The following is a 17,303-nucleotide window of genomic DNA, read 5'->3' on the forward strand; positions in this document are numbered from 1 at the left end:
CCGGGTCTAGAGTTCCGCTCACTTCCGCGGCATTGCGGTCGGCATGGAGGGCGACATGGAACGCGACACGACCCAGGACCCGTTCGCGGAGTTCAAGAAGCGCCAGCGCGAGGCGTGGGCGAGCTTTGCGCCCACCGCCATGTTCACGCCGCCGGTGGCCGGCCACCTCGTCAGGTTCGCTCGGATCGCCAGGGGCGAGGTGGTGCTCGACGTCGGCACCGGCACCGGCGTGGTCGCCATCACCGCGGCGCGAAGCGGTGCGCGGGTGACGGGGCTCGACCTCACGCCCGAGCTGCTCGAACTGGCGCGCGACAACGCCCGCATCTCGAAACAGGAAGACATCGTCTGGACCGAAGGCGACGCCGAGAAGCTGCCTTACCCCGACGCCTCGTTCGACGTGGTGCTGAGCCAGTTCGGCCACATGTTCGCGCCCCGTGCCGAAGTGGCCATTGCCGAGATGCGCCGCGTGCTCAAGCCCGGCGGGCGCGTGGCCTTCGCCACCTGGCCGCCCGAGCATTTCGTGGGGCGCATGTTCGCCTTCGTCGGGCGCAACGTGCCGCCGCCGCCCGCCGGTGCGTCGCCGCCGCCGCAATGGGGTAACCCGGCCACCGTCACCCATCGCCTGGAGCCGCATTTCGAGGCGCCGTTCTTCGACCGCGGCATCATGCGCTACCCCGCGCTGAGCATCGAGCACTTCCGCATGTTCATGGAGCGCTCGATCGGCCCCATGCAGAAGCTCGTCGAGAGCCTGGCCGCCGATGCACCGAAGCTGGCGGCGCTTCGGGCCGAGTTCGACGCCATGGCCGCGCCGTACTACGTCGACAACGTGATGCACCAGAACTACCTGCTGACGCGCGCCGTGGCGCGGTGAGTATTGCGATGAGTGTTGCGGTGCGTCCACGCCGCAGCCGCTGCAGCAGGCGCTTCGCGGGCCGCCGCACTTAGAATCCGCCGGTCGCGCGACGCGATCCCTTCGCCACCACACGCCCCGGCCTCATGCGCCGGAGCGGGCCGGTGAAGGTACCCAACCCAGAAAATTCCAGGCAGGGCACATCCGGTTTCTCCATCCGAGCGGTGGAGAGCCGTGTGTCGCTTCGCGATTTCAAATCCAAAAAAATCGCCCTGGAGGGTAATCAGCCATGTCCGTCCGTTCGCGCGCGCAGCGTCTTCGCCTGCGCCACAAGCCCCTGTTCGTCGCCACGCTGGCCGTGCTGCATTGCGCGGCGCAAGCGCAAAGTGGCGCTGCCGCACCCAATGAAGCCAGCACGCTCAAGGAAGTCACCGTCAGCTCAGAGCAGGACGTCGGCTACGCGCCGTCCGTCGGCAGCACCGCCACCAAGGGCTCCGCGCCGCTGCGCGACATTCCGCAGGCGGTCAACGTGCTGCCGGCGCAGCTGCTGCGCGACCAGGGCGCGACCTCCATGCAGGACGCGCTGCGCAACGCGCCCGGCGTGTCGTTCAACGCGGGCGACGGCCAGCGCGACCAGGTGGTCATTCGCGGCTTCACCGCCATCGCCGACTGGTTCGTCGACGGCGTGCGCGACGACGCGCTGTACTTCCGCGACCTCTCGGACACCGAACGCATCGAGGTGCTCAAGGGCCCGGCCGCCGTGCTGTACGGGCGCGGCTCCTCGGGCGGCCTGGTCAACCGCGTGACCAAGAAGCCGGTCTTCGACCGCGCCTTCGGCGACGTCACGCTCGGCCTGGGCACGCACGACTTCAAGCGGCTCACCACCGACCTGAACACCCCCATCGGCGAGAACATGGCGTTGCGCCTCAACGTGGCGCGCGAGAAGTCGGGCAGCTACCGCGACCAGCAGTTCATCGACCGCTACAACATCGCGCCGTCGCTGGCCATCAAGTTCAGCCCGCAGACCGACCTGCTGCTGCAGTACACCAACGCCTACGACCAGCGGCTCACCGACTTCGGCATTCCCGCGCTCAACGGCCGCCCGGTGAACGTGCCCATCGGCACCTACTACGGCTCGGCCTTCGGCAAGCGCGACGACACCACCACCACCAAGGTGCAGTCGTTCACCGCCACGCTGAACCACCGCTTCAGCGACACGCTGAGCCTGCGCAACACCACGCGCTACGCGAGCTACAAGCTCGACCGCTACAACACGCTGTCCAGCGGCACCACCGACCCCGTGCGCCTGACCGTGGGCCGCACGCGCGGCTTCATCCTGCGCGACGAGAGCAGCTGGTTCAACCAGACCGACCTCACCTGGCGCAACGAGCTCGGCGGCTTCAAGCAGGAGTGGCTGGTGGGCGCGGAGTTCGGCCAGCAGGACAAGCGGGCGTATTCCGTGTCGTCGGCCACCGGCTTCGAGCGCGTGAGCATCCTGAACCCGATGGCCGCGCCGGGGCAGATTCCGCTTGCGAGCTACACGGCCAGCAGCGCGATCCCGAGCAACTCCCGCTTCCAGACCGCCGCGCTCTACGCGCAGGACCAGATCACGCTGGCGCCGCAGTGGAAGGCGCTGATCGGCGGGCGCTACGACGTGTTCGGACAGGACACCTCGTTCGAGCGTTCGCTGGCGCCGCTGTCGCGCACCGACCGCAAGTTCAGCCCGCGCGCGGGCGTGGTCTGGCAGCCGAGCGACACGCAGTCGTACTACGTGTCGTACAGCCGCTCGTTCCAGCCGTCGGCCGAGACCTTCGCGCTGTCCACCGGCAACACCGCCAACGACCCCGAGATCACCGTGAACAAGGAAATCGGCGCCAAGCTCGACTTCCTGGACGGCGCGCTCAACCTCACGGCCGCGGTGTTCAACCTGGAACGCTCGGGCATCAAGAACTCCGACCCGGCCAACCCGGCGCGGCAGATCAACGTCGGCACGCAGCGCACCAACGGCATGGAGCTGGCGCTGGCCGGCAAGCTGCCGGGCCGCTGGGACGTCAGCGCGGGCTATGCGTACCTCGACGGGCGCATGGTCAAGTCGCTGGCCACCGTGAGCTCGCTGCAGCTGCCGGTGGGCGCGCCGCTTCCCGTGCAGGGCAAGATCGCGCCGCTCACGCCGCGCCACTCGGCCTTCGTGTGGCTCATGAAAGACCTGGGCAACGGCCTGAGCGCCGGCGGCGGCGTCAACTACGTGGCCGCGCGCTACGCCTCGCTGAGCAACCTGGTGACGCTGCCTTCGTACGTCACGGCCGACCTGGCCGCGAGCTACAAGACCGGGCGCTACGAGGTGTCGGTGAACCTGAAGAACATTTCCAACAGGAAGTACTACGTGTCGGCGCACGGCAGCGTGGACAACCTGATCATGCCGGGCCCCGGGCGCGAGCTGCAGGTGGCGCTCACCGCCAAGTTCTGAACGCAGGGCGGTGGTTCAGCCCGGCGCGCGGGGCGCGCGCGCCGAGGCCGCGCCCTTGCGCTCCAGCAACTCGACCATCTTGAGCGCCGCGGGCGCGAGCGGCCGGTTCTTCAGCGCCAGCCGGTAGAGCGGGCGCGACAGCACCGCGCCGGGCAGCTTCAGCTCGCGCAGCGTGCCCAGCGCCAGCATGTCGGCCACCACCACGCGCGGCAGCATCGACAGGCCGACGCCGCTCGCCACGGTGCGCGCAATGGCCTCGTTGCTCGCCATCTCCATCCAGGGCAGGGCGGCGATGCCGTTGGCCTCGCACAGTGCTTCGGTGGCCTGCCGCGTGCCGGAGCCGGGCTCGCGCAATATCCAGTTCTGCCCGCCCAGCACCTTCGCCGTGACCGCGCGGCGCGGCAGCGCCGAGTTCGCCGCCACCACGATGGCGAGCGGGTCGGCCTTCCACTCGCTGACCTCGAGGCGCTCTTCGTCGACGCGGCCTTCCACCAGCGCCAGGTCGATGCGGCACTCCAGCAGCTGTTCGCACACCCACTGCGTGTTGCCCACCGTCACGCGCGGCACCACCGCCGGGTAGGCCGCGCAGAAGCCCGCCACGTACGGCGGCAGCCAGTAGCTCGCCACCGTGGTGCTCGCGCCGACGGTGAGGCTGCCGCGCTGCACGCCCACGCGCGCACGCACGTCGTCCAGCGCGGTGCGCTCCATCGCGAAGATGCCGCGCGCATGCGTGAGCAGCGACGCGCCCGCCTCGGTCAGCCTGAAGCCCTTGCCGGTGCCGCGCTCGATCAGCGTCAGGTCGAGCTGGTGCTCCAGCTCGCGGATGCCCTTGGACACCGCCGGCTGGCTGATCCACAGCCCCTCGGCCGCGCGTGAAAAGCTGCCCGCCTCCGCCACGGCGACGAAGAGGCGCAGCAGGTGCAGGTTCATTGCCATAACTTCAATTCATGCATCGGTGAAGTTTATGTCTTTGACTCATGTGGCGCCAGTTTCTAACCTCGGGCCCATGCAGTCTCCAGTCGCTTCCGTTTCGTTCCCCGGCTTCTCCTTCGTTCGCACCCGCGGCCCCGGCGTGCTGCTGGCCGCCTTGCTCGCGGGCATGGCGGCGCTGCTCTCGCAGTGGAGCCTGATGGCGCAGCTCGGCCTGAGCGCGCTCACGCTGGCCATCGCGCTCGGCATGGTCGCGGGCAACACCGTGTTCGCCTCGGTGGCATCGCGCGCCGGTGCGGGTGTCGACTTCGCGCGCAGCACGCTGCTGCGCGCGGGCATCGTGCTGTACGGCTTTCGCATCTCGCTGCACGACATCGGCGCCGTCGGCTGGCCCGGGCTGCTGATCGCCGCGGCCATGCTGGCACTGACCTTCAGCGTCGCCGTGTACGTGGGCACGCGCTGGCTGGGGCTCGACAAGCAGACCGCCGCGCTGATCGGTGCCGGCAGCGCCATCTGCGGCGCCGCCGCGGTGATGGCCACGCAACCCGTGGTGCGCGGCGAAGAGCACAAGGTGTCGATCGCCGTGGCCACGGTGGTGGTGTTCGGCACGCTGTCGATGGTGCTGTACCCGCTGGTGTTCCCGTACCTGGGCCTGTCGGAACATGCCTTCGGCCTGTTCGCGGGCTCGACCATCCACGAGGTGGCGCAGGTGGTGGCGGTGGGCGACGCCGTCGGCCCCGCGGCAGCCAATGCGGCCGTGGTCGAGAAGATGCTGCGCGTGATGATGCTGGCGCCGTTCCTCATGTGGCTGTCGTTCCAGACGGCCGCGTCGATGAAGGGCGCGACCAGCTTCAAGGCCTGCTGCAAGCAGGTGCGCGTGCCATGGTTCGCGGTGCTGTTCATCGTGGTGAGCGCGGTGCATTCGACGGGCGTGCTGCCGGCTTCGCTGGTGGCCGGGCTGGTGCAGTTCGACACGCTGCTGCTGGCCACCGCCATGGCCGCGATGGGGCTGCGCACCAGCGCCGCCAGCCTGCGCCGCGCCGGTGTGCAGCCGCTGAAGCTGGGGGCGCTGCTGTTCGTGTTCCTCACGGTGGGCGGCTACCTGGTGAATGCGGCGGTGCTGGCGCTGTTCTGAAGTGCTGAAGTACTGACCACTGCTGTGCGAGCCTCAGGCGGCAACTGAGGCGGCCTGCGCCAATTCCAGCTTCCCTCGATCGCGCGGCCGGGGGACCATCGCTTCCACGTCACTCGTGGAGAACGCCGATGTCATCCGAACTCAACCAGATCGCCAGTTGGTCGCTGCGCTGGCGCATCGTCCTGTCGGGCACGCTGTGCCTGGTGGCCGCGCTGTGTGCGGCGCACCCCGCCGATGCCGAGGTGCAGGCCGAGCAGCGCTACCAGATGGCGCTCGAGGCGCAGGCCGATCGCGACTACCGCACCATGCTCGAGCTGCTCAGGCAGGCCGCCACCGAAGGCCACGCCGAGGCACAGGAGATGCTCGGCATGGTGCTGCTGACCGGGCCCACGCTCTACGGCATGGCCGTGAAGGCCGACCGCTGCGAGGCGCGCCAGTGGATGCATCGCGCGGCGGCGCAGGGCAGCGAAACCGCCAAGGTGCAACTGACCTTGCTGAACCGGCTGCGCGCGTCGCCGGCCGGAAGAAACGCTTGCGAATGAAGCCGGCGTGCGGCCGCTATGCCGCAGCCGGCCGCACGGCGGGCTCGCGGATCGCCGCGCGCGCCAGCCGCCACGCGACGAACAGGAACACCAGCGGCAGCACGATGGTCTGCAGCACGAAGAGCGCGATGAGCTTCACGATGCGCTCGGCCCAGTCGGAGGCCGACTTCAGGATCTGGTCGTAGGTCGCCTTCAGGTTCGGCAGCTTCGGCAGCCAGCGTTCGATGCGGTCGCGCCAGCCTTCCTGCGCCACGGGGGCTTCCTGCGTGGCATCGACCACGGCGGTGGGCGACTTCTCGATGCCCGACAGCGCCGCCTGGTAGTCGTTGGCCATGAACGCGCGGTAGAGGCCCTCGTTCGCCACCGCGCCGAGCGGCACCGCGAAGCGCACCAGCAGCAGCCCGATCAGCAGCGACTGCAGCCAGCGCGGCGATCGGCCGCGCTGCCAGCGCCACACGGTCCACACCAGCGCCACGCCGCTCACCAGGTACGACATGAGGTGGTGCGCGCCGATGTTCAGCAGCATCAGCTGGATGCCGAACGACACGCTCGCCGCCAGCATGATGGCCGCGAACTGCTCGATGAGTTCGTTCAGCGGCTTCAGTGCCTGCCCCGGCGCAAAGCTCACGCCCACGCCGCCCGGCGTGGCATCGACCTGCGTGCCTTGCGCCACCGACACCACCGCGCCGAGCGCGCGCGCCGCGGCGAAGGTGGTCAACGCGCGCTTCAGTCCGTCGTTGACCTGCTCGCGCGCCGGCGCGTCGATGGGCGCTACCCAGCAGCCGACCAGCACCAACACCGCAACCAGCAGCAGGTAGGTGCGCTGCAGCGCCGGGTTCTTCGGTGGCGTGCTCATTTCTTGGCGCCTCCCTGCATGCGCATGATGATCTTCGTGGTCTCGTTGCCTTCCTCGCGCCCGTCGGGGTGGCGGCGCATGTAGTCGAACACCTTGGCTTGCGACACCTTCACCATCTGCCCGCCGCGCAGGTTGGGCACATCGACCGGCTCGTTCTTCAGCAGGCCTTCGATGGTGTCGCCGTTCCACTTCGCCACCTCGACCCACATCCATTCGTTGCCGCCGTCGCGCGTGGTGAACGGCGCCTTCACCAGGATGTACTCGCCAGGCTGCAGCCCCTTGGCGAAGACGTCGCGCAGCCTGGGCAACTGCGCATTGGCGGCCTTGCTGGCCGTCAGCAACTCGTCGTTGTGCTTGAGCCGCGTGACCGAGTCCTCGTCGGCGCCGAAGGCCGCGGTGAGCATGGCGGTCTGCTGCGCATAGCGGTCGGGGCCGGCGTAGCGATCGAAACGGATCTCGTACAGCCGGTTGCGCGGGTCGCCGTTTTCCCACTTGCCGTTGACCAGCGACAGCCTGGCCACCGCCGCGGCGTTGGGCTTGAGGCTCGCGAGCATCGGATCGCGCGCGGCCGCGTGCCTGAGCGCGCGCAGGTCCAGGTCGTACTGGCCGGCGCGCGCCAGCGTGGCGCCTTCGGCCATGGCCTGCGCGAACATGTTCACCAGGTGGCCCATCGGCCGGTTGCTCGACCACGAGAAGTCGCTCACCACCACGTCGGGCAGGCCGAACTTCGACATGCCCAGCGTGATCGCGCGCACGAGGCTGTCGCTGCGGTAGGCGTGGATGATCGTCTGCTGCGACATGTCGGGCACGTTGCCGGCCCATGAATCGATGCGGCGCTTCTGCCATTCGTCGGGCGTGAAGACCTCGCGCGTTTCCTCGTCCCACAGCAGGCCGCCGGTGTCGCGCGCCACCTGCAGCGTGAGCCGCAGCGCCTTCAGCATCGCGGCGGTCGATTGCTGCGCCGGATGCGCGAAGTCGAGGATCAGCGCGCGGTCGGCCTTCTGCAATGCTTCCGCCTGCTCGCGCGAGAGGCCGCGGCCGAAGCGCTGCAGCAGCTCCATGCTCGGCGCGCGGTAGTCCTGCAGCACGGTGGTGGTGTTCCAGTTCGCGTAGACCACGGGCTCGGTGGCCATGGCAGGCGTCGGCATCGCGGTGAGCAACCTGGGGCCGGCGCCAGGTTTCGACAGCGCGCCGCGCAGTGCGGCCAGCGGGTCGGTCGCCGGTGGCTTGGCGTAGTAGATGGCGAACTGGAAATGGACCGGGCCGACCTGCGGCGAGCCTGCAGGCACGGGCGCACCGGGCACGGCCTTGCTCGCGCCTTGCGTGGTGGCCTGCTGTTGTTGTTGCTGCGCAGTCGGTGTCGCGGCGATGGCGGCCGCGCTCAACGAGAAAGCAAGCGCGGCGAATGCGATGCAATGGATGCGTGTCTTCGGCATGGGCATGGTGTGAACGTGTTCGATGCTGCGGATGTGCGCATTCTCGTTGCGGCAAAAAACACGCTGAAAAAAAGTTCGCCGAAGTTGTTGACGATGGCGTAAAGACTATTTACAGTACGCTTCATTCGCGGTTCAGGCCGCAACCCGATTCAAAGCAAGCAAGCAAACCAAGCAACGCAACAGGACATCCAGTGAACACCGCCGTCATCCGCACCCACACCCTCCGCCCCGCATCGGGCCGGGTACTCGCGTGCGCCTTGCCGGCGTGGCCGCTCGATCAGTATCCGTGCCCGATGCCCGAACTGCAGGCCAACCTGTGGGCATGCGACGTTCAGGATCAGGTGCAACCGGGTGGAGCAAGCGCGTAGGCGCACAGCTCCCAAGCTCTCTCAAGCAGAGGCCCGGACACCGCAAGGTTCCGGGCCTTTCTTGTTTTTCATTTCACACCATTCATTCATATCCAGCCCCGGTGACGCAATTGGTAGACGTGTCCGCCTTAGAAGCGGAATTCTGGGAGTTCGAGTCTCCCCTGGGGCACCAAACGACAAGCGACTTTTTATTCTCTGGGTGTACTGTCAATCTGGTAGACGGCCTGCCTTGGAAGCAGGAGGCTGCAGGTTCAAATCCTGCCACCCAGACCATTGTTTTTCATTCAAGCGTGTGTAGCTCAACTGGCAGAGCACTGGACTCCAAACCCAACGGTTGAAGGTTCGAATCCTTCCGCGCGCGCCAACGGTTCTTTCGGTTCTTTCTCTTCGTCCCGCTAACTCAGTGGCCAGAGTGCCTCCCTGTCTAGGAGGAAGCCAGGGGTTCGACTCCCCTGCGGGGCGCCATTTCTTCAACCCTCATGGATCGTGAGCAGCATTGGCGACTGCAGCGGGCTGTAACCCCGCCTCTTCGGAATACTTCGTTCGACTCGAAGACGATCCACCATTTCTTCAACCCACTTCCGGTGCGGTAGCAAAGCGGCCATGCAGCGGATTGCAAATCCGCCCATCCCGGTTCGACTCCGGGCCGCGCCTCCATCAGTTTCTTCTCTCTCCATGGCGGAATCGGCAGACGCGCCAGTCTCAAACCCTGGAGCCTTCGGGCAGTGTCCGTTCGAGTCGGACTGGAGAGACCATGCAACCGCCGAGCCCGACCGCTTGGCCTACAGTCGCCCGCCATGTCCTCCGTCTCCAGCCTGAACCAGGATCGCCTTTCCGGCAAAGCGCAGGCGCAGCCGCGCAAGATCGTCGTCCTCTCCGGCTCCGGCGTCAGCGCCGAGAGCGGCCTGCCCACGTTCCGCGACGCCAAGGGGTTGTGGAACACCTACTCATGGCAGGAGCTCGCTAGCCCCGACGGCTGGCAGCGGCATCCCGAGGCGGTGCAGGCCTTCTACAACGAGCGCCGGCAGAAGGCGTGGCAGGCGCAGCCGAACGCCGCGCACCTTGCCATCGCATCGCTGGAGCCGGCCTGCGAGGTGGTCATCGTCACGCAGAACGTCGACGCGCTGCACGAGCGCGCCGGCTCGCGCCAGGTCGTGCACCTGCACGGGCAGCTCGCGTACGCGCGCGGCACGGCGCAGTCGAACCCGAAGCGCTACCGCATCGACGGCGACCCGATCGCCATGGGCCAGCTGTGCGAAGACGGCACGCAGCTGCGGCCCGACATCGTGTGGTTCGGCGAAGCGGTGCAGCACTTCGACGAGGCCGAGCGGCACGTCGCCACCGCATCGCATGTGCTGGTGGTGGGCACCTCGCTCACCGTCTACCCGGCGGCGTCGCTGGTGCAGTACGCCGACCGCGCCGCGCAGAAGGTGCTGGTGGCGCTCGACATGCAAGAGGTGCCGCGCGGCTTCACCTTCCTGCAGGGCCACGCGACCGAAGTCGTGCCCGCACTCGCAGCGCGATGGCTCGCCGAGATCGGCGCAACTTAAAACTTATGGTTTTGTTCGCTCGGCCCGCGTGTCGGCGAACCGCCCGAATTTGCGGCGAATGACGCAATAGCACCCTTCGAACGTCCGAATGCAATCGATCTGTCACGGTTGATGCGGAACATGACGACGCAAACGCGCGAGCACCGATGAAGAGGCGGCCGCTCGCAGCGCCGCAGTTCCATCGAACAATTCGAATGCAGGGAGAGTGTCATGCCATCAGGCCCGGCGCGGTCCGTCCGCGTACTGAGCGTGTCTTGTGCCGCCATGCCCGTGCTGGGCGGCCAGCCGGCGCTGGAGCCGGTGCGCATCGAGGGTGAAGAGCAACTCGGCCGGCTGTACCGCTACACGGTCACGCTCGCCACGCCCGAGCAGGCCGGCTACAACGAGCGCCAGGCCGCCAACGTGAACATCAAGCAGCTGGTGGGCGAGACGCTCACCGTGCACGTGCTGCTCGACGGCCGCCCCGGCGCCGACGGCGACAAGCGCCACATCGGCGGGCTGGTCACGCGCGTGCGCTTCCTGCGGCTGGAGAACCGCCGCGCGCTGTACGAGGCCGTCATCGAGCCGTGGCTCACGCTGGCCACGCGCACCAGCGACTACAGGATCTTCCAGAACAAGAGCGTGACCGACATCGTGGCCGAGGTGCTGGCCGACTACGACTTCGCGCACGAGATCAAGACCACCCGCGGCTACCCCGCGCGCGAGTTCCAGGTGCAGTACGGCGAGTCCGACTACGACTTCGTCTCGCGGCTGCTGCACGAGTGGGGCCTGTACTACCACTTCGAGCATGCCGAAGGCAGCCACAAGCTGGTGATCGTCGACGACATGGCCTCGCACCAGCCCTTTGCCAACGCGGCGTACCAGAAGGTGCCGTTCCACGGCGCCGACGACACCGTGCGCGAGGAACACTGCGACCGCTTCAACGCCTGCGAGACCTTGCAAAGCGGGCGCTGGGTGACCGACGACTTCGACTTCAAGCGCCCCAAGGCGCGCCTGCAGCAGGTGAGCGCCATGCCGCGCAAGACCTCGCAAAGCGGCATGGAGCGCTACGGCTGGCCGGGCGACTACGTGGTGGAGTCCGAGGGCGAGCAGATCGCGCGCACCCGCATGGAAGAAAGCGGCAGCGAGGGCGAGCGCGCCAACGGCTCGGGCAACCTGCGCGCGGTGGTGCCGGGCTGCCTGCTCGCGCTGGAGCGGCATCCGCAGAACGAGTCGAACCGGCAGTACCTGGTGACGGGCGCGCGCCTGTGGCTGCAGGACATCGGCGACGCCAGCGAACAGCAGCCCTTCGAATGCCGGGTCGACTTCGAGGTGATTCCCACCGCCAAGACCTACCGCGCGCCCGCGCCCGCCGTGCCGCGCCCGCGCACCACCGGTCCGCAGACGGCCATCGTCACCGGGCCCGCGGGCCGTGAGATCTGGACCGACGAATACGGCCGCGTGAAGCTCAGCTTTCACTGGAACCGCTACTGCAGCAAGGACGAGAGCAGCTCCTGCTGGGTGCGCGTGTCCTCGCCCTGGGCCGGCACCAACTTCGGCGGCATCCAGATCCCGCGCATCGGGCAGGAGGTGATCGTCGACTTCGAGCACGGCGACCCCGACCGCCCGATCGTCACCGGCCGCGTCTACAACGCCGACAACATGCCGCCGTGGGACCTGCCGGCCAACGCCACGCAAAGCGGCCTGCTCACGCGCAGCTCCGAAGGCGCCACCGACGCCAACGCCAACGCGCTGCGCTTCGAGGACAAGAAGGGCGCCGAGCAACTGTGGCTGCACGCCGAGCGCAACCAGGACATCGAAGTCGAGAACGACGAGACGCACTGGATCGGCCACGACCGCACCAAGACCATCGACCACGACGAGACCGTGCACGTGAAGCACGACCGCACCGAGACGGTGGACCACGACGAGACCATCACGGTGCACAACGACCGCACCGAGACCGTCGACGGCAACGAGACCATCACCATCCACAAGAACCGCACGCAGACGGTCGACCTGAACGAGACCATCACGGTGCACAAGAACCGCACCGAGACCGTCGACCTCGACGAGACCATCGGCATCGGCATGAACCGCACCGAGCGGGTGGGGCTGAACGAGACCATCCACATCGGCGAGCACCGCAGCGTGACCATTGGCGGCGCGAAGATGGAGACCATCGCACTGGCCAAGGCCGAGACCATCGGCCTGGCCAAGGCGCTGACCATCGGGCTGGGCTACCAGGTCACCGTGGGCGCGGCGATGAACACCACCGTGGCGCTGATGCAGACCGAGCAGGTGGGGCAGTCCAAGCGCGTGAACGTGGGCAAGACGCTGACCCTGCAGGCCGGCGAACGCATCGAGCTGGTGTGCGGCAAGAGCTCGCTGGTCATGACGTCCGAGGGCGTGGTCACCATCAACGGCTCGTCCTTCGACTTCTCCGCGAGCGGGCCGGTGCAGGTGACCGGCAAGGACATCGACCTCAACTGAGGACACGAAAGACCGCGCCGTGGAGTTCCGCAATCTCACGCCCTTCGACGCCCTGTGCTTTCGCGCGGCCACGCCCGGCGACCGCGAGTACCGGGTCGTCGCCATGAAGGTGGGCTACAGGCTCGTGCGCGCGCGGCGAGGGTCGCACGCGGTGCAGTGGCGCGCCGAGGTGAACGACGACGACCCCGTGCCCCTGGCGCTGGCCGACGGCTACTGGGGCGGGGAGGGCGCATCGAGCCCGCGCGAAGAGAGCGACCTGGCCCCCTACAAGCCGCGCTGCGACCTGATCGTGAATGCCACCGCCCATGCGCCGCGCGGCATTCCCTCGCCCGAATGGGAGGTGCGCGTGAAGGTGACGGCCGGCCGCCAATGGGCGCAGCCGCCCGAGCCGCCCAAGCCCTTGCACCCGGGCGCGCGGCTGACGCTGCAGCAGCAGGCCGCATGGGACGAAGACAGGCGCCATGCCGAGGCGCTGGCCGCGCCGCGCACGGTGCTCGACAAGCGGCTGCGCGTCGGCGGCCCGTCGCTGCTGTACCTGCGCAACGGGCGCGAATGGGCGCGCACGCCGTCCGAGCCCGTGGCGAGCCTGCCCATGCGGTGGGAGCACGCCTTCGGCGGCCGCAGCCTGCTGCGCCGGCCCGATGCGCGCGACGACGAGCCGCCGCTGCTGAACGAGGTGTGCTTCTCCAATCCGCTGGGCCAGGGCTGGGTCGACCGGCGCGCCATCGAGCAGGCGCGCCATGCGGGGCTGCCCGACATCGAGCGCATGCCCGCGCCGCAGATCGAGCCCGCGCAGGAGCGCATGCAGCAGCCGGTGCTGGCGAAGCATGCCGGCGTCGACCTCGACGCGCGCGCCATGGCCGAGGTTGCCAAGGGCTACGGGCGCGAGCCCGCGGGCCTGGGCGTGGTGGGCCGCGCCTGGGCGCCGCGGCTGGCGTTGGCCGGCACCTACGACGACACCTGGCTCGCGCAGCGCCACCCCTGGCCGCCGCGCGACTTCGACTTCGGCTACTGGAACGCGGCGCCCGCGGACCAGCAGATTCCGTACCTGCCGCCCGATGCGCGCATCGAGCTGTGGAACCTGAGCGACCCGGCCTCGACGCCGGACGGCCACCTGTGCGTCACGCTGCCGGGGCATCGCGCGCTGGTGCTGCTGCGGCTGGACAACGGCGCGTTGCTGCCGCTGCCCATGGTGACCGACACCGTGGTGGTGGACGGCGAGGGCATGACGCTGTCGCTCGTGCACCGCGTGTGGGTGCCGTCCGATGCGCCCGTGCGTGTCATCGAGGCGCGCTTCGAGACCGACCCCGCCGCGCCGCTGGTGCGCGGCGCACGGCAAGGGCGCACCGCCGCCATGGAGCCCACGCCATGAGCGCCAACGTCGCCGCGCGCAAGCAAGGAGGCTGGAAGGTCGTGAGCCTCGCCCCCGACGTCTGCAAGACGCCCATGGGCAGCTCCATTCCGCCCGTGCCTTACCCGGTCACGGCGCAGCTCGACAGCACCACCGCCGTGGCGCGCAGCGTGCGCGCCAACGGGCACCCGGTGGTCGTGTACGACATGAGCGTGGTGCCCACCACCATCGGCGACGCGGCCGGCGCCGCCAAGGGCGTGAAGAGCGGCACCGTGCAGGGCAAGTGCTACCCCAAGGAACACAGCGGCACCGTGCGCGCGGAAGGCAAGCTCTTCGTGCGGCACGACGACCTGTTCTGGATGAACGGCCAATGAGCGGGCCGGCGCTGGGTTTCGACCGCCGGCATGGCGCCCCGGTCCACGGGAGGCGCCATGGCCTTCAGTGAAGGCTGGTACGCCACGCCGTCCCAGGGGGCGCGGTCGTTCCAGTATTTCAAGACGCCCGAGCTCGTCACCGCGCAGGGGTACTTCTCGGGCAACGACCAGATCCTTCAGTGGGGCAGCGAGCAGTTTCCACAGGGCCAGCCCGGCCACTGGACGCCGGACCTGAAGCCGCTGCAGAAGGCGGACTCGGGGGACTGGTGGGACAACCCCGAGACCGACAAGAAGCCCAAGCCCTCTCTCGATCCGCGCGCGGGCGGCACCAACGCCAACGGCAACACCGTGGGCCCCGTCGTCGGCGAAACGCCCTCCACGCAGGGCTCCGCCAAGCAGGCCAACCCCGAGGCCCAGCCCGAGACGCCGAAGGAAGAGAGCTGGTGGGGCAGCTGGGGCAGCGCCATCACGCACACCGTGCTCGACGTCGGCGGCGTCATTCCGGTGGTGGGCATTTTTTCGGACGGCGCCAACGCAGCCATCTACGCGGCCGAGGGCGACTACGTCAACGCCGCCATCTCCGGCGCGTCGGCCGCGGCCAACCTGGTGCCCGGCGGCGGCATCGCGGCCAAGGCCGGCAAGATCGCCATCAAGGGGGCGTTGAAGGGCGGCGAGCGGGTGGGGATCAAGCAGGCCGAAAAACTGCTTGCCGAGCGGCTGCTGAAAGAAAAGCTCGAGAAGGAGGCTGCGGAGGCGGCCGCCAAGAAAACCGAGGAAGCCGCTGCCAAGAAGGCTGCCGAAAAAAAGGCGGGCGCGGAGACCGAAGCGGGCGGTGGCGGGTCGAAGAAGAAAGACACCGAGGTCAAGAACAAGGGCAAGAAGCCCAAGTGCGGCGGCCGCGCAACCTACGGCAAGCAGGCCGGCGACTTTCTCGAGAACGAGATGGAGCGCGACCACATTCCCAATGTGGCGTCGCTCAAGGCCAAGGCCGAGAAGATGCTGCGCGACGACGGCATCGACCTCACGCCCTCGCAGCGCGACGCGCTGTTCGGCAAGGTCGCAAAGAACGGCCAGCGCGAAGGCGGAAAGATCTACACCCACGCGCAGACCATCGCCGTGCCCAAGGACGTCCACCGGGCGAGCCCCACCACCGGCAACCGCGACAACCACAAGGATTCGAAGAACCTTGCGGAAGCCGCCCGGCGCGACACCAGGAACCACAGGGACGCGATCAAGAAAAGTGACAATCACAAAGACTGTGCCAAGGCCCTGGAAGAAGCTTCGGAGGTCATCGACAAGATCTCCAACGAACAGTACGAGAAGTTTCTGAACGGCCTGATCGACGATGCACTCAAGGGCTCGCGAACCACGAATCCATGGAAAGGAATCTTATGAAAGCGCCCAGCCAATACCCGCAGGCCCAGGACTTCGTCTCGGCCATCGCCAAGCCCTTCGACAGCGACGCGGGGCGCAAGGTCGTGGCCCCGTTCGGCATCGCCTGGTCGGATGCCACCAAGCTCGACAGCGGCCTGGAGATCTACACCGTCAGCGCGCAGCCGCTCGGCATCGGCTACACCTTCAAGGACGAAGGCCTGGTGTTCGAGCGCGAGCACCACGACCTCGGCGAAGGCCCCTTCCTCATGACCCACTGCGGCTTCTGGGGCCACGAGGACGAGTACGAGATGTACAAGGGCCCGCTGTGGAAGGACCTGCGCTTTTCCGACACGGTGGCCGACGCCGTCGCCAAGCTGGGCCCGCCCACCCGCGTCGGCCGCCTCGACATCCACTTCTGGGAACTGCCCGACTTCAGGTTGACCATCCAGTGGAAGAGCGCGCAGCAGATTCGCGTGGTCTCGTACTGGATGAAGCAGGACTGAAGCCCCAAGGCACGCCGTGAGCCTGTTCGCCTTTGTCTCGCTGCTGGGCGCGGATGCCGCCGACGAAAGGCTCGTTGCGCTGCTGGACGAGCTCGGCGTGCGCCGGCGGCCTGAAAAGCCCGTGCCCTTCAACAGCCCGTACGAGCTGCTCTTTCGCCTGAGCAAGCATGGCATCTGCCTGTCCTTCCAGGACCTGGCCTATGTGGAGAACCGGCCGCCGCGGCAGTGGGGCAACGGCACGCTGCAGTTGCGCGCCGTCACGGTCACTGCGGGCGTCGAGGGCCAGTACCTCCCATACACCGGCGAAATGCCTTACGGCATCGCATGGAGCGACACGCGCCAGCAGGTGCGCGAGCGCATGGCGCAGCACCACGGCAAGCTGCATGCCTACCTGCGCGACTGCTGGTGGTTCGGCGAGCGCCACATGAGCCTGACCTACCAGCCCGGCGACCTCACGCAGCCCGAGCGCCCGGGCGTGTTCGACCTGAGCTTCGGCCTGTTCTACCCGCCCACCGAACTGGTGCAGCCGGCCAGCTACCCGGACTCCCAGGCGCTGGTCGCGCTCTTCGGCAAGTCGATGAACTCGCCGGAATTCCAGCAGGCCTTTGCGTCCTTCGACACCGAGAACTGGCGCGCCGAAAGCGAAGACGGTCACCTCGACCGCCGGCGCGCCTTCGGCTTCGAGCTGTACTTCGACCCGGCCAGGCCCGCCGCCGACGGCACGCCTGCCTTCGCCGGCGCCAACCTCACGCGCGCCCGGCTCGGCCCCTCCCGCGAATGGAAGGGCACGCTGCCTTTCGGACTGCACTTCGACGACACGCCGGCGGTGCTGAGGCAGAAGATACCGGCGCCGCCCCTGCTGTGGGACGACGGCATGGCCGTGTGGAACTTCGCCAAATGGGCCTTCCCGCAGATGGACGTGCGCGTGAACTGCGACACCGTGCGCAACTGCGTCGAGTGCATCGCGCTGCTGGCGCCGGGCTACCTGCGGCGCGATGAAAGTGCGTGAGTAGCCGTTTCTTCCGCTCTGGCAGGCCTTCCTATCGGGTTTTGTAGTTCTTTCTTCTCGTGCCTTTGGGCACTGGCACGGCCTGC

Annotated in this window: 15 protein-coding genes and 6 tRNA genes; 18 read left to right on the forward strand and 3 right to left on the reverse strand. The window is 68.2% G+C overall.

Features of this window, described 5'->3' with window-relative positions; translation table 11 throughout:
• Positions 1 to 55: 55 nt before the first annotated feature.
• Entirely contained in the window at positions 56 to 871 is an 816-nt protein-coding gene (locus BM013_RS34010) for a class I SAM-dependent methyltransferase (RefSeq protein ID WP_093133509.1), read from the forward strand.
• A gap of 268 nt (positions 872 to 1,139) precedes the next feature.
• On the forward strand, positions 1,140 to 3,317 hold the full coding sequence (locus BM013_RS34015) for a TonB-dependent receptor (protein ID WP_093133430.1): 2,178 nt from the start codon (positions 1,140 to 1,142) through the stop codon (positions 3,315 to 3,317).
• Between the two features lie 15 nt (positions 3,318 to 3,332).
• On the opposite strand, the gene BM013_RS34020 is transcribed toward BM013_RS34015, so the two are convergent.
• Positions 3,333 to 4,247 (reverse strand): LysR substrate-binding domain-containing protein, encoded by a 915-nt coding sequence (locus BM013_RS34020; RefSeq protein ID WP_093133432.1) that lies wholly within the window; start codon positions 4,245 to 4,247, stop codon positions 3,333 to 3,335.
• Positions 4,248 to 4,323: 76 nt separating this feature from the next.
• Between BM013_RS34020 and BM013_RS34025 the strand changes: the two genes are divergently transcribed.
• A complete protein-coding gene (locus tag BM013_RS34025; protein WP_093133435.1) occupies positions 4,324 to 5,382 on the forward strand; it encodes a YeiH family protein in 1,059 nt (352 codons plus the stop codon).
• A 128-nt stretch (positions 5,383 to 5,510) separates the two neighbouring features.
• The gene (locus BM013_RS34030) at positions 5,511 to 5,924 is read left to right on the forward strand and encodes an SEL1-like repeat protein (RefSeq protein WP_093133437.1); all 414 of its coding nucleotides are present in this window, start codon (positions 5,511 to 5,513) and stop codon (positions 5,922 to 5,924) included.
• A gap of 16 nt (positions 5,925 to 5,940) precedes the next feature.
• On the opposite strand, the gene BM013_RS34035 is transcribed toward BM013_RS34030, so the two are convergent.
• Both BM013_RS34035 and BM013_RS34040 read right to left on the reverse strand, forming a co-directional pair.
• Positions 5,941 to 6,780, reverse strand: a complete 840-nt coding sequence (locus BM013_RS34035; RefSeq protein WP_093133440.1) for a hypothetical protein — start codon at positions 6,778 to 6,780, stop codon at positions 5,941 to 5,943.
• Positions 6,777 to 8,216: a DUF2314 domain-containing protein gene (locus tag BM013_RS34040; protein ID WP_177225644.1), complete on the reverse strand. Its 1,440-nt coding sequence runs from the start codon at positions 8,214 to 8,216 to the stop codon at positions 6,777 to 6,779. The genes BM013_RS34035 and BM013_RS34040 overlap by 4 nt, the downstream gene beginning before the upstream one ends.
• A 191-nt stretch (positions 8,217 to 8,407) precedes the next feature.
• On the opposite strand from BM013_RS34040, the gene BM013_RS41465 reads away from it, so the two are divergent.
• The 14 genes from BM013_RS41465 to BM013_RS34105 all read left to right on the forward strand — a co-directional run bounded on the left by BM013_RS41465 (position 8,408) and on the right by BM013_RS34105 (position 17,217).
• A complete protein-coding gene (locus BM013_RS41465; protein ID WP_177206456.1) occupies positions 8,408 to 8,584 on the forward strand; it encodes a hypothetical protein in 177 nt (58 codons plus the stop codon).
• Positions 8,585 to 8,679: 95 nt separating this feature from the next.
• Positions 8,680 to 8,756, forward strand: a tRNA-Leu gene (locus BM013_RS34045).
• A 23-nt stretch (positions 8,757 to 8,779) separates the two neighbouring features.
• A tRNA-Pro gene (locus BM013_RS34050) sits at positions 8,780 to 8,857 on the forward strand.
• Between the two features lie 15 nt (positions 8,858 to 8,872).
• Positions 8,873 to 8,948, forward strand: a tRNA-Trp gene (locus BM013_RS34055).
• 25 nt (positions 8,949 to 8,973) lie between these two features.
• A tRNA-Asp gene (locus BM013_RS34060) sits at positions 8,974 to 9,049 on the forward strand.
• 118 nt (positions 9,050 to 9,167) lie between these two features.
• A tRNA-Cys gene (locus BM013_RS34065) sits at positions 9,168 to 9,241 on the forward strand.
• A 12-nt stretch (positions 9,242 to 9,253) separates the two neighbouring features.
• A tRNA-Leu gene (locus BM013_RS34070) sits at positions 9,254 to 9,339 on the forward strand.
• Positions 9,340 to 9,381: 42 nt separating this feature from the next.
• Positions 9,382 to 10,134 carry an SIR2 family NAD-dependent protein deacylase gene (locus BM013_RS34075; protein ID WP_093133445.1) on the forward strand — a complete coding sequence of 251 codons (753 nt, stop codon included), beginning with the start codon at positions 9,382 to 9,384 and terminating at the stop codon, positions 10,132 to 10,134.
• A gap of 210 nt (positions 10,135 to 10,344) precedes the next feature.
• Positions 10,345 to 12,606 (forward strand): type VI secretion system Vgr family protein, encoded by a 2,262-nt coding sequence (locus tag BM013_RS34080; RefSeq protein WP_177225645.1) that lies wholly within the window; start codon positions 10,345 to 10,347, stop codon positions 12,604 to 12,606.
• A gap of 19 nt (positions 12,607 to 12,625) precedes the next feature.
• Entirely contained in the window at positions 12,626 to 13,978 is a 1,353-nt protein-coding gene (locus BM013_RS34085; RefSeq protein WP_093133448.1) for a DUF2169 family type VI secretion system accessory protein, read from the forward strand.
• Positions 13,975 to 14,331, forward strand: a complete 357-nt coding sequence (locus tag BM013_RS34090; RefSeq protein ID WP_093133451.1) for a DUF4150 domain-containing protein — start codon at positions 13,975 to 13,977, stop codon at positions 14,329 to 14,331. Before BM013_RS34085 ends, BM013_RS34090 begins: the two co-directional genes overlap by 4 nt.
• A gap of 57 nt (positions 14,332 to 14,388) precedes the next feature.
• Positions 14,389 to 15,726: a hypothetical protein gene (locus BM013_RS42165; RefSeq protein WP_093133453.1), complete on the forward strand. Its 1,338-nt coding sequence runs from the start codon at positions 14,389 to 14,391 to the stop codon at positions 15,724 to 15,726.
• A complete protein-coding gene (locus BM013_RS34100) occupies positions 15,723 to 16,208 on the forward strand; it encodes a hypothetical protein (protein WP_093133455.1) in 486 nt (161 codons plus the stop codon). Before BM013_RS42165 ends, BM013_RS34100 begins: the two co-directional genes overlap by 4 nt.
• A 16-nt stretch (positions 16,209 to 16,224) precedes the next feature.
• On the forward strand, positions 16,225 to 17,217 hold the full coding sequence (locus tag BM013_RS34105) for a hypothetical protein (RefSeq protein ID WP_093133458.1): 993 nt from the start codon (positions 16,225 to 16,227) through the stop codon (positions 17,215 to 17,217).
• Positions 17,218 to 17,303: the final 86 nt, after the last annotated feature.

Origin of the sequence: Variovorax sp. OK605, assembly GCF_900115445.1 — a bacterium.
GTDB lineage: Bacteria > Pseudomonadota > Gammaproteobacteria > Burkholderiales > Burkholderiaceae_C > Variovorax.